15 protein-coding genes are annotated in these 14,952 nt (G+C 69.9%); 12 read left to right on the plus strand and 3 right to left on the minus strand.

Going from position 1 to position 14,952, the window contains the following annotated elements:
• Positions 1-36 precede the first annotated feature (36 nt).
• From rsmD to mutM, 7 genes are all read left to right on the plus strand, one after another.
• The gene (rsmD, locus tag ACZ7L6_RS32355) at positions 37-624 is read left to right on the plus strand and encodes a 16S rRNA (guanine(966)-N(2))-methyltransferase RsmD (protein ID WP_471930063.1); all 588 of its coding nucleotides are present in this window, start codon (positions 37-39) and stop codon (positions 622-624) included.
• Positions 625-650: 26 nt separating this feature from the next.
• Positions 651-1,130, plus strand: coding sequence for a pantetheine-phosphate adenylyltransferase (coaD, locus tag ACZ7L6_RS32360; RefSeq protein ID WP_433048368.1), 480 nt, complete (start codon positions 651-653; stop codon positions 1,128-1,130).
• 57 nt (positions 1,131-1,187) lie between these two features.
• Positions 1,188-2,270 carry an ATP synthase F0 subunit B gene (locus tag ACZ7L6_RS32365; RefSeq protein WP_471930066.1) on the plus strand — a complete coding sequence of 361 codons (1,083 nt, stop codon included), beginning with the start codon at positions 1,188-1,190 and terminating at the stop codon, positions 2,268-2,270.
• 138 nt (positions 2,271-2,408) lie between these two features.
• Entirely contained in the window at positions 2,409-3,053 is a 645-nt protein-coding gene (locus ACZ7L6_RS32370) for a YceD family protein (RefSeq protein WP_471930068.1), read from the plus strand.
• 2 nt (positions 3,054-3,055) lie between these two features.
• A complete protein-coding gene (gene rpmF / locus ACZ7L6_RS32375) occupies positions 3,056-3,229 on the plus strand; it encodes a 50S ribosomal protein L32 (protein WP_003951102.1) in 174 nt (57 codons plus the stop codon).
• A 7-nt stretch (positions 3,230-3,236) separates the two neighbouring features.
• Entirely contained in the window at positions 3,237-4,070 is an 834-nt protein-coding gene (gene rnc, locus ACZ7L6_RS32380; RefSeq protein WP_433048377.1) for a ribonuclease III, read from the plus strand.
• A gap of 127 nt (positions 4,071-4,197) precedes the next feature.
• A complete protein-coding gene (mutM, locus tag ACZ7L6_RS32385) occupies positions 4,198-5,058 on the plus strand; it encodes a bifunctional DNA-formamidopyrimidine glycosylase/DNA-(apurinic or apyrimidinic site) lyase (protein WP_471930070.1) in 861 nt (286 codons plus the stop codon).
• Here mutM and ACZ7L6_RS32390 read toward each other — a convergent pair.
• Entirely contained in the window at positions 5,031-5,432 is a 402-nt protein-coding gene (locus ACZ7L6_RS32390) for a winged helix-turn-helix transcriptional regulator (protein WP_471930072.1), read from the minus strand. The genes mutM and ACZ7L6_RS32390 overlap by 28 nt on opposite strands.
• A 106-nt stretch (positions 5,433-5,538) precedes the next feature.
• On the opposite strand from ACZ7L6_RS32390, the gene ACZ7L6_RS32395 reads away from it, so the two are divergent.
• Positions 5,539-6,129, plus strand: a complete 591-nt coding sequence (locus ACZ7L6_RS32395) for a flavodoxin family protein (RefSeq protein WP_471930074.1) — start codon at positions 5,539-5,541, stop codon at positions 6,127-6,129.
• 97 nt (positions 6,130-6,226) lie between these two features.
• On the opposite strand, the gene ACZ7L6_RS32400 is transcribed toward ACZ7L6_RS32395, so the two are convergent.
• Positions 6,227-7,372 carry a CAP domain-containing protein gene (locus ACZ7L6_RS32400; protein WP_471930076.1) on the minus strand — a complete coding sequence of 382 codons (1,146 nt, stop codon included), beginning with the start codon at positions 7,370-7,372 and terminating at the stop codon, positions 6,227-6,229.
• 152 nt (positions 7,373-7,524) lie between these two features.
• On the opposite strand from ACZ7L6_RS32400, the gene ACZ7L6_RS32405 reads away from it, so the two are divergent.
• The 4 genes from ACZ7L6_RS32405 to ACZ7L6_RS32420 all read left to right on the plus strand — a co-directional run bounded on the left by ACZ7L6_RS32405 (position 7,525) and on the right by ACZ7L6_RS32420 (position 13,841).
• Positions 7,525-7,806 (plus strand): acylphosphatase, encoded by a 282-nt coding sequence (locus ACZ7L6_RS32405; protein WP_471930078.1) that lies wholly within the window; start codon positions 7,525-7,527, stop codon positions 7,804-7,806.
• 382 nt (positions 7,807-8,188) lie between these two features.
• Complete coding sequence (locus tag ACZ7L6_RS32410) at positions 8,189-8,392, plus strand: hypothetical protein (RefSeq protein WP_031485142.1); 204 nt, start codon at positions 8,189-8,191, stop codon at positions 8,390-8,392.
• A 248-nt stretch (positions 8,393-8,640) separates the two neighbouring features.
• Positions 8,641-12,270, plus strand: coding sequence for a chromosome segregation protein SMC (gene smc / locus ACZ7L6_RS32415; protein WP_471930080.1), 3,630 nt, complete (start codon positions 8,641-8,643; stop codon positions 12,268-12,270).
• Between the two features lie 155 nt (positions 12,271-12,425).
• The gene (locus tag ACZ7L6_RS32420; protein ID WP_471930082.1) at positions 12,426-13,841 is read left to right on the plus strand and encodes a sugar porter family MFS transporter; all 1,416 of its coding nucleotides are present in this window, start codon (positions 12,426-12,428) and stop codon (positions 13,839-13,841) included.
• A gap of 118 nt (positions 13,842-13,959) precedes the next feature.
• On the opposite strand, the gene ACZ7L6_RS32425 is transcribed toward ACZ7L6_RS32420, so the two are convergent.
• Positions 13,960-14,931: an LLM class flavin-dependent oxidoreductase gene (locus ACZ7L6_RS32425; RefSeq protein ID WP_471930084.1), complete on the minus strand. Its 972-nt coding sequence runs from the start codon at positions 14,929-14,931 to the stop codon at positions 13,960-13,962.
• Positions 14,932-14,952: the final 21 nt, after the last annotated feature.

A 14,952-nucleotide genomic window follows, 5' to 3' on the forward strand; every position in this document is an offset into this window, starting at 1 on the left:
AATGAACCTGCAGCCGCCCACAACCAAGGAACAAAGATGACCCGCGTGATCGCCGGCGCAGCCGGCGGACGTCGCCTCGCCGTCCCGCCAGGGACCGGTACCCGCCCTACCTCCGACCGCGCACGCGAGGGCTTGTTCTCCACCTGGCAGTCCCTCCTGGGCGGCCCGCTGGACGGCGAGCGGGTCCTCGACCTCTACGCAGGCTCCGGCGCCGTAGGTCTGGAGGCGCTCTCCCGCGGCGCGAGCCACACCCTCCTCGTCGAGTCCGACGCGCGAGCGGCCCGCACCGTCCGGGAGAACGTCAAGAATCTCGGCCTCCCCGGCGCTCAAGTCATCGCGGGCAAAGCCGAACAGATCATCCAGTCACCGCCGCCGGCCGAGCCGTACGACATCGTCTTCCTGGACCCCCCGTACCGAGTCACAGATCACGATCTTCGCGAGATTCTGCTCACACTCCGCTCTGGGGGCTGGCTCACCCCGGACGCTCTCGTCACCGTGGAGCGCAGCACCAGAGGCGGCGAATTCAGATGGCCGGACGGCTTCGAGGCGATCCGGGCCCGTCGTTACGGCGAGGGAACGTTTTGGTACGGTCGCGCCGCCTCTACGTGCGAAGACGCACGATGACCGGACCGGAGAGCGAGGGATCACAAGTGCGCCGCGCCGTCTGTCCCGGGTCGTTCGACCCGATCACCAACGGACATCTCGACATCATTTCCCGAGCCTCCAGGCTGTACGACGAAGTCTATGTCGCCGTCATGATCAACAAGGCCAAGAAGGGCCTGTTCGAGGTCGACGAGCGGCTCGACCTGATCCGCCAGGTCACGGCCGAGTACGGGAACGTCCGCGTCGAGGCCTTCCACGGCCTCCTGGTCGACTTCTGCAAGCAGCGCGACATCCCGGCCATCGTCAAGGGCCTCCGCGCCGTCAGCGACTTCGACTACGAGCTGCAGATGGCCCAGATGAACAACGGCCTGTCGGGCGTGGAGACGCTCTTCGTGCCGACCAACCCCACCTACAGCTTCCTGTCCTCCTCCCTGGTCAAGGAGGTCGCCACCTGGGGCGGCGACGTCTCCCACCTGGTGCCCCCGGCGGTCCTCGAGGCACTCAACAAGCGCCTGCGCAAGGACTGATGGGGCTACAGTCGTCCCGTCCGTCTCCAACACAGCTGTAGAGAGTGGCGAGCACAGGTGGACGTGCAGAAGAAGCTCGACGAGATCGTGGCCGCGGTCTCCGGTGCCCGGTCGATGCCCATGTCGGCCTCGTGCGTGGTCAACCGCGCCGAACTGCTCTCGATGCTGGAAGAGGTCCGCGAGGCCCTGCCCGGCTCCCTCGCCCAGGCCCAGGAGCTGATCGGCGACCGTGAGCAGATGGTCGAGCAGGCCCGCCAGGAGGCCGAGCGGATCATCCAGGGCGCGCACGCCGAGCGCGGCTCCCTGATCTCCGACACCGAGGTCGCCCGCCGCTCCCAGGCCGAGGCCGACCGCATCCTCGCCGAGGCCCGCAAGGAGGCCGAGGAGATCCGCGCGGAGGCCGACGACTACGTCGACTCCAAGCTCGCCAACTTCGAGGTCGTCCTCACCAAGACCCTCGGCTCCGTCGGCCGCGGCCGCGAGAAGCTCCTCGGCACCGGCCCCGGCACCGACGAGCAGGGCTACGAGGACGAGGACGCCCCCGAGCGCAGCCACGACCCCGAGACCCTGCGCCGCACGGCCGACGAGTACGTCGACGTCAAGCTCGGCGCCTTCGAGGCGGTCCTGGCCAAGACCCTGGAGGCCGTAGGCCGCGGCCGGCAGAAACTGCACGGCCGTATCGCCACCGACGACCTCGGTGCCCTCGCCGACGACACGAGCACCGTCCAGCACTCCAGCGACGCCGACTACCTCGCCGACCTCGCCGCGCTGGCGGAGCAGGACGCCCCGGCGGCCCCGGCCGAGCAGGCCGCCGTACCGGCGCAGCAGCCGTACGACCAGCAGGCGGTGCAGCCGGCGTACGGCTACCAGCAGCAGACCGCGGACCCGTACGGCTACCAGCAGCAGTACGGCGGCCAGCAGGACCCGTACGGCTACCAGCAGGCCGATCCCTACGCCTACCAGGGCTACGCCGCCCAGCAGGCCGCCTACGACCCGAACCAGGCCCAGCAGCAGGCCCAGACCCCGCAGCAGACCGCGCAGGGCAACCAGGGCTACGCCCTCGACGAGACCAGCCTCTTCGACACCAGCATGATCAGTGCCGAGCAGCTGCGGGCCTACGAGCAGGGGCGGGGCCAGTAAAGAGCCACCGGATTGGGCCGTGAGCGAAAGGTCCAGTATCCTGGCTCTTCGGTCGCGCGTACGTCCGCGATCAACGCTGCCCGGGAACACCGCAGGGCAGTGACCCCCTGAGCTCAGCAGATCGAAAGCAGGAATGGCGTGACAGCCCGCCTCGACCACCGCAACCCTCTCGTGTTCGACACACACGAGCTGGGTCGGCGGCCTGGTGCGCTGCAGCGCCTGACCCGCGAGGTCGACGCTCCCAAGGACCTCGGTATCCAGGGAGTGATCGGGGTGCCGGAAGGCGCCCCGGTGGAGCTCGAACTCCGGCTCGAGTCGGTCATGGAAGGGGTGCTTGTCACAGGCACCGCCCGTGCACAGGCCGAGGGGGAGTGCGTAAGGTGTCTGGAGCCGCTTCAGCTCGACGTCGAAGCGGAATTCCAGGAGATGTTCTCGTACCCTGACGCCGACGATCGGGGCCGCCACCACCACGGTGCGGAACCCGGCGACGACGCCGAGGACGACGAGGACAGGCTCTTTCTCGAGGACGGCCTGTTCGACCTCGAACCCGTGCTGCGCGATGCGGTGGTGCTCGCACTGCCGATGCAGCCGGTGTGCCAGGAAGACTGCCCAGGTCTGTGCGCCGAGTGCGGGGCACGCCTTGCGGACGACCCGGACCACCACCATGACGCCGTCGACATCCGTTGGGCGGCACTGCAGGGACTCGCCGGTTCGCTCGAATCCGGCGATAAGGACGAGATGAGCGGCGCCGAAGCGGGCGTCGACGAGAAGCAGGAGAAGTAGCCGTGGCTGTTCCGAAGCGGAAGATGTCGCGCAGCAACACGCGCCACCGCCGGTCGCAGTGGAAGGCTGCGGTCCCCACCCTGGTTGCGTGCGAGCGCTGCCACGAGCCCAAGCAGCAGCACATCGCGTGCCCGTCTTGCGGCACCTACAACAAGCGCCAGGTCCTCGAGGTCTGAGCGGCTGGTGAGAGGCACTGTGTCCACCCCGAAGAAGGCGGATGACGCCAAGGCGGACCCAAACGCCAGGAAGAAGGCGGACAACCAGGCCTCGTCCCACACGCTGTTGGAAGGGCGGCTCGGGTACAAGCTCGAGTCCGCCCTTCTGGTGCGCGCGCTGACGCACCGCTCTTACGCATACGAGAACGGCGGCCTGCCGACCAACGAGCGCCTGGAGTTCCTCGGGGACTCCGTCCTCGGCCTCGTGGTCACGGACACGCTGTACCGAACCCACCCCGACCTGCCCGAAGGCCAGCTGGCCAAGCTGCGGGCCGCGGTGGTCAACTCGCGTGCGCTGGCGGAGGTCGGCCGTGGGCTCGACCTGGGCTCCTTCATCCGGCTCGGCCGCGGTGAAGAGGGCACGGGCGGCCGGGACAAGGCGTCCATCCTCGCCGACACCCTGGAAGCGGTGATCGGCGCGGTCTATCTCGACCAGGGCCTGGACTCGGCGGCGGAGCTGGTGCACCGCCTGTTCGACCCCCTGATCGAGAAGTCCTCGAACCTCGGAGCCGGCCTGGACTGGAAGACCAGTCTCCAGGAGCTCACCGCGACCGAAGGCCTCGGCGTCCCCGAGTACCTGGTCACGGAGACCGGCCCCGATCACGAGAAGACCTTCACTGCTGCCGCCCGCGTCGGAGGCGTCTCGTACGGCACCGGCACCGGCCGCAGCAAGAAGGAGGCGGAGCAGCAGGCCGCCGAGTCCGCATGGCGGTCCATCCGGGCCGCGGCGGACGAGCGCGCCAAGAAGGCGGCAGCCGATGCCGCCGAGTCAGACGCCGACACGTCGTCGGCCTCCGCCTGACCGAACAGCGCGATCCGAGCGCCCGTACCCCGCCGTGGGGCGGGCGCTCGGTCCATTCAGCGGCCCCGGCGGGCCGCGCAGGTGTAGAACAGGCCCTACGGGCCCACGCAGGTGTACGGGGGATCCCATGCCCGAGTTGCCCGAGGTCGAGGTCGTCCGGCGCGGTCTGGAGCGGTGGGTCGCCCACCGCACGGTCGCCGACGCCGAGGTGCTGCACCCGCGCGCCGTACGCCGTCACATCGCGGGCGCGGACGACTTCGCGCACCGCCTCAAGGGCCACCGCATCGGCACGCCGAGCCGCCGCGGCAAGTACCTGTGGCTGCCCCTGGAGGACACGAACCAGTCGATCCTGGCCCACCTCGGCATGAGCGGCCAGCTGCTGGTGCAGCCGCACACCGCGCCCGACGAGAAGCACCTCAGGATCCGGGTGCGCTTCGCGGACGCCCTCGGCACCGAGCTGCGCTTCGTCGACCAACGCACCTTCGGCGGCCTGTCGTTGCACGACAACACCTCAGGCGGCCTGCCCGACGTCATCGCGCACATCGCCCGCGACCCCCTCGACCCGCTCTTCGACGACGAGGCCTTCCACCAGGCCCTGCGCCGCAAGCGCACGACCATCAAACGGGCGCTGCTCGACCAGTCGTTGATCAGCGGCGTCGGCAACATCTACGCGGACGAGGCCCTTTGGCGCGCCCGCCTGCACTACGACCGCCCGACCGCGACCTTCACCCGCCCGCGCACCCTCGAACTCCTGGACCACACAAGGGACGTGATGAACGCCGCCCTCGCGGTCGGCGGCACCAGCTTCGACAGCCTGTACGTCAACGTCAACGGCGAGTCGGGCTACTTCGACCGGTCACTCGACGCGTACGGCCGTGAAGGCCTGCCGTGCAAGCGGTGCGGTACGCCGATGCGCCGCCGGCCCTGGATGAACCGGTCCAGCTACTTCTGCCCGAAGTGTCAGAGGGCGCCGCGCGTCTCGTCGTAACGCCGGCGTGCTTCGAGCACGTCGTCCATCTGCCCCTCCACGAAGTGGATGAGGTTCAGCAGCCGCTCGGCGACCCCACGCCCCAGCGGCGTCAGCTCGTAGTCGACACGCGGCGGATTGGTCGGCTGCGCCTCGCGGTGCACCAGGCCGTCGCGTTCCAGGGCGTGCAGCGTCTGGGACAGCATCTTCTCGCTGACGCCGTCGACGCGGCGGCGCAGCTCGTTGAAGCGCAGCGAGCCCTCGTACAGGGCGCCGAGGGTGAGACCGCCCCAACGGCCCGTGACGTGCTCCAGCGTGCCGCGCGAGGGGCAGGCCTTGGCGAACACGTTGTACGGGAGGTCCTGGGCCTCCGTGCGGTCCTGCGTGATGTCCATACCTCAAGCGTACTCCAGCGCAGCGCTAACCCATAGGTTGCACTAACCAGAAGTTAGTGCTTTCCTTTTGTCACCACCACTGAGCTGTCTATTCAGGAGTACGTACGTGACCACCCCTGTTGTCTCCATCGCCTACCACTCCGGCTACGGCCACACCGCCGTCATCGCGGAGGCCGTCCGCTCCGGTGCCGTCGAGGCCGGTGCCGAGGTGCACCTGATCAAGGTGGACGAGATCACCGAGGAGCAGTGGGCGACCCTCGACGCCTCGGACGCGATCGTGTTCGGTTCGCCCACCTACATGGGCACCGCGTCCGGCGCCTTCCACGTCTTCGCCGAGGCGACCTCGAAGCGCTGGGCCGAGCAGGCCTGGACGGACAAGCTGGCCGCCGGATTCACGAACTCCGCCTCCAAGAGCGGCGACAAGCTGCACACGCTGCAGTTCTTCCAGATCCTGGCCGCCCAGCTCGGCATGCACTGGATCAACCTCGGCCTGCTCCCCGGCTGGAACAACAGCGCCGGCTCCGAGAACGACCTCAACCGCCTCGGCGTCTTCACCGGCGCCGCCGCCCAGACCAACGCCGACCAGGGCCCGGAAGCCGTCCACAAGGCCGACGTGGCGACGGCCGAGCACCTGGGGCGCCGGGTGGCCGAGACGGCGAAGATGTTCGCGCACGGACGCGCCGCGGTCGCCGCGTAGGCGCAGACGTACGGCGGCGCAGACGTACGGCGAGGGGCTCCCACCCGGTCACCGGATGGGAGCCCCTCGCCGTTGCGTGCGCTGGTGTCGTGCGCGCCTAGTAGCCGAAGTCCTGAGTCCACCAGGGCCCGCCGGCGCCGAAGTGCACACCGACGCCCAGCGTCTTGAAGTCGCAGTTCAGGATGTTGGCCTTGTGGCCCGGGCTGTTCATCCAGGCCTCCATCACCGCGGCCGCGTCGGCCTGGCCGCGGGCTATGTTCTCGCCGCCGAGCTCGGTGATGCCGGCCTTCGCGGCCCGGTCCCACGGGGACGCCCCGGTGGGGTCGGTGTGGTCGAAGAAGCCCCGCTCGGCCATGTCCTCGCTGAAGTCCTGGGCCAGGTCGGCCAGCGCGCTGTTGGCGGAGACCGCGCTGCAGCCCACCTGGGCGCGCTCCTCGTTGACGAGCTTCAGCACCTCGGCCGCGGCGGCGGCCTCCGCGGACACCACCACGGGGGCGCTGGTCTTCTCCCTCTCCGGCGCCTTCGTGGCCGTACGCGAAGGGGTCTCCTTCGGCTTCGCGCTGGGCTTGGCCGACGGCTTCTTCGAGGGGGTCTTCGTCGGCGCGGCGGACGACGTCGACGGGGACGGCGAAGCGGGCCGCTCGACGTCACGGCTCGTCGCGGCGCCGTCGTCATGGCTCTCGGCGCTGCCGGACGTGCCGCCCTGTTCGCTGGGCGAGTTGGTCGGGGTGTCGGCGGCCTGCACGTTGTCCGTGCCGCTGCCCCCGCCGAGCTGGTAGTTGTCGATGCCGGGCACCATGCCCGCGGCCACCGCGACCGTCCCCAGGGCGACCGCCGCGGAGACGCCGAGCAGCCCGGTCTTCACCGGCGCCACGGCCTTCTTCTTGCGGCGGCGACGCGAGCCGCCACCGGGGCGCCGGGAGCCGGCGTCGGGCGTGAAGCCGTCGCTCGCGAAGGCCGCGGTGTCGCCGCGGAAGTCGAAGTCGGCGTCCGGCGGAAACGTCCTGGGATCGGTGAACGCGTCGTAGTCGTCGTCCGTAGCGAAGAGGTATGCGTCGCTCTTCGCGTAGGCCTCGGCGTACGCCTCAGGGTTCAGATAGGGCGCGATGCCCATCGTGGGCCGGTCGCTCGTGTACGAGTCCAGCGGGTCGTGGCGCTCCGCATAGGAGCCGTCCGTATGTGTGACCCCCGTGGCGCGGCCCCTGGCGGCGCGGCCGGCGGCGGAGCGTCGGTGGCGTCCCATGTTCTGGCCTTCCTCGTCCGTGCGGTCTCAACGTCCTCACAGAACTCACACGATCGAGTGAGTTTCATATGAGATTCATTGGGTGGGGACGGTACCGCATGGCGCCAGGGGAGGAAGTGCCCGGAGAGACATTGCCCCGTTAGGTTGCACTCATGAGCGAGGATGTACGGCTGGTCGCCTGGGTGCGTGGACGCGTCCAAGGTGTGGGTTTTCGCTGGTTCACGCGGGCCAAGGCGCTCGAGATCGGCGACCTGAGTGGTTTTGCTCTCAATTTGGCCGACGGCCGGGTCCAGGTGGTCGCGGAGGGCCCGCGCGAGGGCTGTGAGGGACTTCTGGACTGGCTTCAGGGTGACGACACGCCCGGACGCGTGGACGGTGTCACCGAGATCTGGGACACACCTCGCGGGGGTTACGACGGCTTCGCCATCCGCTGAGCCGGTTCTGTAAAAGAGCCCTGGCGCAAGCGGAGGGACCTGCCACCGGCAACTGCCCCCAGCAGAAATGAGCAGGTGGTTGCCAAGAACCCGGTTGCAGTGGCAGGCTCCGGGCGAAAGGATGATCGCCACGCCCCGAGGGCCCGCAGGAGTCGCAGCGCCGCCGCTTTCCGGCCGCGCGCCCCCGGGTTGCCCACCAATACGGGGCGTGATCGTGTTGACCGTCAAACTTTTTGGTGAGACGCTGAAAGCCCCGCGCACCTTAGCTGTTTGGCATGGCTGAACGGCAGCACAACTCCAGGCCTGCCAAGCAACCGCGGGTGCGAATCCCTCACGACCCACACCGCATCGGTCGGTCACTCAGTGTGGAGGACCATCCATCATGGCAAAGGCGCTTCTCGGTTACGTCGGCGGCTCCGACCCGCGACTCCTCGCCGAGATGCGACGGCTCCAGCAGCGTGTCCAGGACCTGGAATCCGAGCTCGTACGGATCCAGGCGGAGAAGGACGCCCTGCAGGCTGCCGCTTCTCACGACAGGATCATGGAGAGCATCGACGCACACCAGGCGGAGCCTGCGCTCACCTGATCACTGCATCGCTCCACGACAGCACAAGCAGTGGTTGGGCTGCCCGTATCAACCGCTAAGTTGTCAACGGCTGGCCAGTCAGCCGTCGGAAGTTGCAAGGGACGCTTCGGCGTCCCTTCTTTCTTGCCCCCGGCTTAATGCCCCGCGCATCCTTTCACCCTCTTTAACGTCTGGTGTGCCCTGCACGTTCACTGGTGAAACCGTGGGTTCATGGAGCGAGACACCCCCGGAAGGTAGAGTCCAGCGGCGTGCACCTCAAGGCCCTGACCCTACGAGGGTTCAAGTCGTTCGCCTCGGCGACCACACTCCGGTTCGAGCCGGGGATCACGTGTGTCGTCGGCCCGAACGGCTCGGGCAAGTCCAATGTCGTGGACGCGCTCAGCTGGGTCATGGGTGAGCAGGGCGCCAAGTCGCTGCGCGGCGGCAAGATGGAGGACGTCATCTTCGCCGGCACCACCGGCCGTCCGCCGCTGGGCCGCGCCGAGGTGTCGCTGACCATCGACAACTCCGACGGGGCGCTGCCCATCGAGTACTCCGAGGTCACCATCACGCGGATCATGTTCCGCAACGGCGGCAGCGAGTACCAGATCAACGGCGACACCTGCCGCCTCCTCGACATCCAGGAACTCCTGTCCGACTCCGGCATCGGCCGCGAGATGCACGTCATCGTCGGCCAGGGCCAGCTCGACTCCGTCCTGCACGCCGACCCCATGGGCCGCCGCGCCTTCATCGAGGAGGCCGCGGGCGTCCTCAAGCACCGAAAGCGCAAGGAGAAGGCCCTCCGCAAGCTGGACGCGATGCAGGCCAACCTCGCGCGCGTGCAGGACCTGACGGACGAGCTCAGGAGGCAGCTCAAGCCCCTCGGCCGCCAGGCCGCGGTCGCCCGGCGAGCCGCAGTCATCCAGGCCGACCTGCGAGACGCCCGCCTCCGCCTCCTCGCCGACGATCTCGTACGGCTCCGCGAGGCGCTCCAGGCCGAGGTCGCCGACGAGGCCGCGCTGAAGGAACGCAAGGAAGCCGCCGAGCAGGAGCTGAAGAAGGCCCTGCAGCGCGAGGCGCTCCTGGAGGACGAGGTACGGCAGCTCACGCCGCGCCTCCAGCGCGCCCAGCAGACCTGGTACGAGCTGTCCCAGCTCGCGGAGCGGGTGCGCGGCACGATCTCGCTGGCCGACGCGCGCGTGAAGAGCGCGACGTCCGCGCCGCCGGAGGAGCGCCGGGGCCGCGACCCCGAGGACATGGAGCGCGAGGCGGCCCGGATCCGCGAGCAGGAGGCGGAGCTGGAAGCGGCCCTGGAGGCGGCCGAGCGCGCCCTGGAGGACACGGTCGCCCACCGTGCCGAACTGGAACGCGAGCTCGCCCAGGAGGAGCGCCGCCTGAAGGACGTGGCCCGGGCCATCGCCGACCGCCGCGAGGGGCTCGCCCGGCTGAACGGCCAGGTCAACGCGGCGCGCTCGCGTGCGGCTGCCGCCCAGTCCGAGATAGAGCGCCTGGCAGCCGCGCGGGACGAGGCCCAGGAGCGGGCTTTCGCCGCGCAGGAGGAGTACGAGGCCCTGAAGGCCGAGGTCGACGGCCTGGACGCGGGCGACGCGGAACTGGCGGAACAGCACGAGGCGGCGAAGCAGCAGCTCGCCGAGGCGGAGGCCGCCCTCACCGCAGCCCGCGAGGCGGCCACTGCGGCGGAACGCAAACGGGCCGCGACCCAGGCCCGCCATGAGGCGCTGGCGCTGGGGTTGCGCCGCAAGGACGGCACCGGCGCGCTGCTCGGCGCGAAGGACCGCCTCACAGGGCTGCTGGGGCCGGCTGCGGAACTGCTGACCGTGACGCCGGGCTATGAGGTTGCGTTGGCGGCCGCCTTCGGCGCGGCGGCGGACGCGCTCGCGGTGACGTCGCCGTCCGCCGCGGCGGATGCGATCAGGCTGCTGCGCAAGCAGGACGCGGGCCGAGCGGCACTGCTCTTGGCAGGGGCCACGGAAGCGCCCCAAAGGGGCGCGGGGAACTGCGCGACCAGCCACAACGAACCCGCAGACGCCCCACTGCGTGACGAGGCACTCTCTGTCGCGGCACCCCCAGCGGAGCGCCACCGCTTCGCGGCCGACTTGGTCCGCGGCCCCGACGAGCTCATGCCCGCCGTACGCCGCCTCCTCCACCACATCGTCGTCGTAGGCACCCTCGAAGACGCCGAGGACCTCGTCTACACCCACCCCCACCTCACCGCCGTCACCGCCGAAGGCGACCTCCTCGGCGCCCACTTCGCCCACGGCGGCTCCGCAGGTGCCCCCAGCCTCCTGGAAGTACAGGCCTCCGTGGACGAGGCCGCCGCCGAACTCGAAGAGCTGGCCGTCCGGTGCGAGGAGCTCACCGAGGCGCAGCACGCGGCACAAGAACGGCGTAAGGAGTGCGCCGCCCGTGTCGAGGAACTCGGAGAGCGCCGCCGCGCCGCCGACCGCGAGAAGTCGGCCGTGGCCCAGCAGCTCGGCCGCCTCGCCGGACAGGCACGAGGCGCGGCGGGCGAAGCGGAGCGCTCCGTCGTCGCCGCCGCACGCGCGCAGGAGGCGCTGGACAAAGCCCTCCAGGAGGTCGAGGAGCTGGCCGAGCGGCTCGCCGTGGCCGAGGAGATGCCGATCGAGGAGGAGCCGGACACCTCGGTTCGGGACCGTCTCGCGGCCGACGGGGCCAACGCGCGGCAGACCGAGATGGAGGCCCGCCTCCAGGTCCGTACGCACGAAGAACGCGTCAAGGGACTCGCCGGCCGCGCCGACTCCCTCGACCGCGCCGCCCGAGCGGAGCGCGACGCACGCGCGCGCGCCGAGCAGCGGCGGGCGCGGCTGCGGCACGAGGCGGCCGTCGCGGAAGCCGTGGCCTCCGGCGCACGCCAGCTCCTCGCGCACGTCGAGGTCTCCCTCGCCCGCGCCGACGAGGAGCGCACCGCCGCCGAGGCCGCCAAGGCCCGCCGCGAGCAGGAACTCACCGTCGCCCGGAACCAGGGCCGCGACCTCAAGGCCGAGCTCGACAAGCTGACCGACTCCGTGCACCGGGGCGAGGTCCTCGGCGCCGAGAAGCGGATGCGGATCGAGCAGCTGGAGACCAAGGCGCTGGAGGAGCTGGGCGTGGAGCCCGCCGGGCTGGTCTCCGAGTACGGCCCCCACCAGCTCGTACCGCCCTCCCTGGCCGCCGAGGGCGAGCAGCTCCCGGAGGATCCCGAGCATCCCCGCAACCAGCCCAAGCCCTTCGTCCGGGCCGAGCAGGAGAAGCGGCTCAAGGCGGCCGAGCGGGCCTACCAGCAGCTCGGCAAGGTCAACCCGCTCGCGCTGGAGGAGTTCGCCGCGCTGGAGGAACGGCACAAGTTCCTCAGCGAGCAGCTGGAGGACCTGAAGAAGACCCGCGCCGACCTGCTCCAGGTCGTCAAGGAGGTCGACGAGCGCGTCGAGCAGGTGTTCACCGAGGCCTACCGGGACACCGCCCGGGAGTTCGAGGGCGTCTTCAGCCGGCTGTTCCCCGGTGGCGAGGGACGACTGATCCTGACCGATCCCGACAACATGCTCACCACGGGTGTCGACGTGGAAGCCCGCCCGCCCGGCAAGAAGGTCAAGCGGCTCAGCCTGCTCTCCGGTGGTGAGCGGTCGCTGACCGCCGTGGCCATGCTGGTGTCGATCTTCAAGGCCCGGCCCAGCCCGTTCTACGTGATGGACGAGGTCGAGGCCGCCCTCGACGACACCAACCTGCAGCGGCTCATCCGCATCATGCAGGAGCTGCAGGAAGCCTCGCAGCTGATCGTGATCACCCACCAGAAGCGCACGATGGAGGTCGCCGACGCGCTGTACGGCGTCTCCATGCAGGGCGACGGTGTGTCGAAGGTCATCAGTCAGCGACTCCGCTGACACTCCCGCTTCATTCAATAGTTGAACACATTCTCCTCACCTGCGCCTTCCAAGGTCACAGCCCTGACCCCTTGACTTCGAAACTTGAAGGCATAGGGTCATCGACGTTGCTTTTGCCTTCACCCGGCAGCGTTGCCGGTGCCCGAGGAGTACACGTGACCAGCACAGCGCAGGCACCCACGTCAGGAGCCAGGACGGCTCACCCCGAACATCTCGGGCACGTCGTCTTCATCACCGCGGCGGCCGCCATGGGCGGCTTCCTCTTCGGCTACGACAGCTCCGTGATCAACGGAGCCAACGGCGGCATCCAGGCCCGGTTCGACCTCAGCTCCGGCGTCACCGGTACCGTCGCCGCCAGCGCCCTGCTCGGCAGCGCCGTGGGCGCCGCGGTCGCCGGCCGCATAGCCGACCGCATCGGCCGCATCCGCGTCATGCAGATCGCGGCGGTGCTGTTCGCTCTGAGCGCCGTCGGCTCCGGCCTCCCGTTCGCCGCGTGGGACCTCGCCGCCTGGCGTGTCCTCGGCGGCATCGCCATCGGCATGGCCTCCGTCATCGGCCCGGCCTACATCGCCGAAGTCGCCCCGCCCGCGTACCGCGGCCGGCTCGCCTCGTTCCAGCAGGCCGCCATCGTCATCGGCATCGCCGTGTCGCAGCTGGTCAACTGGGCCATCCTGAACATGGCCGACGGCGAGGAGCGCGGCACAGTCGCGGGCCTGGAGGCCTGGCAGTGGATGCTCGGCGTGATGTTCGTGCCCGCCGTCGTCTACGGCCTGCTGTCCTTCGCCATCCCCGAGTCCCCGCGCTACCTGATCAGCGTCGGCCGCATCGACGACGCGAAGAAGGTCCTCGCCGACGTCGAGGGCAGCATCGACCTGGACGCCCGCGTCACCGAGATCGACGAGGCCATGCGCAGCGACCACAAGTCCACGTTCAAGGACCTGCTGGGCGGCCGCTTCGGTCTGCTGCCGATCGTCTGGATCGGTATCGGCCTCTCCGTCTTCCAGCAGCTGGTCGGCATCAACGTCATCTTCTACTACTCGAACCTGCTGTGGCAGTCCGTGGGCGTCGACCCGTCGAGCTCGTTCTTCTACTCGTTCGAGACCTCGATCATCAACATCATCGGCACCGTGATCGCGATGATCTTCGTCGACCGCATCGGCCGCAAGCCGCTCGCCCTCATCGGCTCGGTCGGCATGGGCATCTCGCTCGCGGCGGCCGCCTGGTCCTTCTCCTTCCAGAACGGCAACGACCCGCTGCCGACCGCGCAGGGCTACGTGGCGCTGATCGCCGCCAACACCTTCGTCCTTTTCTTCGCCCTGTCCTGGGGCGTGGTCGTCTGGGTCATGCTCGGCGAGGTCTTCCCGAACAAGATCCGCGCCGCCGCCCTGGGCGTGGCCGCCTCGGCCCAGTGGATCGCCAACTGGGTGATCACGATCACCTTCCCGGACCTGTCGGACTGGAACCTGTCGCTGACGTACGTCATGTACGCGGTGTTCGCCTTCCTCTCCATCCCCTTCATCCTCAAGTTCGTGCCCGAGACCAAGGGCAAGAAGCTGGAGGAAATGGGCTGACCGCCCCCCCGGACTCGGGGAGAAGGGCCAAGTCCCCGCTGCCCCTCTCCCCGTAACCCCGCCGCCGCCCCGGCTCGGCCACTGCCCGAGCCGGGGCGGCGGTTTCGTGTACGAGGGATCAGTCACCGAGCCCGGGCAGCACCCGCTCGCAGAACAGCCTGAGGCTCCGCCACCCCTCCTCCACCGGCATCCCGCCCGACAAGGGGTGGAGTACGTAGTTGTCGTGGCCCAGCGCCACACACTCCTCCGGCGTCACGATCCGGTACACGCCCTCGGCGCGCAGTTCCTCCACGCTCGTCGCCGCCGACTTCACCGCCGAGCGGATCTCCCCGGACTGCCAGGAGGCGTACGTCCGCGCCTCGTGCAGGAAGTGACCGCCGTACTCGGCCCAGGCCCGGTCGGGGTCCTCGGCCACGTGCAGCAGCGGCGTCTCGGCGGCCGGCATCATGGTCCAGCCCTCGGTGCCGTACTCGACGAGCCGCTCCTTGTAGTACGCCTCCAGCTCCGGCAGATGCGCGCTGGGGAAGAACGGCAGGCCGAGGCGGGCGGCCCGGCGGGCGGCGGCCTTCGAGGAGCCGCCGACCAGGAGCAGGGGGTGCGGGTCGGTGAACGGGCGCGGAGTGATCCGTACCGTACGGCCCCGGTACTCGAAGGGCTCGCCGGTCCAGGCCTGCAGCAGCGTCTCCAGCAGCTCGTCCTGGAGCCTGCCGCGCCGCTTCCAGTCCACGTCGAACAGGGCGTACTCCTCGGGCCGGTACCCGATCCCGGCGACCGTCACCAGCCGGCCGCCGCTCAGCAGATCCAGTACGGCGATCTCCTCGGCGAGCCGCAGCGGGTCGTGCAGCGGGCCGATGATCGCCGAGACGGTCACCGCGAGGCGCCGGGTGGCGCCGAAGACCGCGGCCGCGAAGGCGAAGGGGGAGGGGAGCCAGTTGTTGTCGGCGCCGTGGTGCTCCTCGGTCTGCACCGTGGTGATGCCGTGCTCGTCGGCGTACGCGGCCATCTCCAGGGCTGCCCGGTAGCGGGCGGCGAGCGAGGCGGGGGTCGCGTCGGGCTCGACGAGGTTGAAGCGTACGACCGTGACGGGCATGGGGGTCCCCCTTCACCGGGC

The sequence above is a fragment of the Streptomyces sp. NPDC107522 genome (assembly GCF_055657525.1).

What these genes read in the sequence shown, in the direction of transcription:
- ACZ7L6_RS32390 (WP_471930072.1), bottom strand. Translation starts at nt 5,432, where the DNA reads ATGGACATCACGCAGGACCGCACGGAGGCCCAGGACCTCCCGTACAAC.
- ACZ7L6_RS32400 (WP_471930076.1), bottom strand. Translation starts at nt 7,372, where the DNA reads ATGGGACGCCACCGACGCTCCGCCGCCGGCCGCGCCGCCAGGGGCCGC.
- mutM (WP_471930070.1), top strand. Translation starts at nt 4,198, where the DNA reads ATGCCCGAGTTGCCCGAGGTCGAGGTCGTCCGGCGCGGTCTGGAGCGG.
- ACZ7L6_RS32410 (WP_031485142.1), top strand. Translation starts at nt 8,189, where the DNA reads ATGGCAAAGGCGCTTCTCGGTTACGTCGGCGGCTCCGACCCGCGACTC.
- ACZ7L6_RS32425 (WP_471930084.1), bottom strand. Translation starts at nt 14,931, where the DNA reads ATGCCCGTCACGGTCGTACGCTTCAACCTCGTCGAGCCCGACGCGACC.
- rsmD (WP_471930063.1), top strand. Translation starts at nt 37, where the DNA reads ATGACCCGCGTGATCGCCGGCGCAGCCGGCGGACGTCGCCTCGCCGTC.
- ACZ7L6_RS32405 (WP_471930078.1), top strand. Translation starts at nt 7,525, where the DNA reads ATGAGCGAGGATGTACGGCTGGTCGCCTGGGTGCGTGGACGCGTCCAA.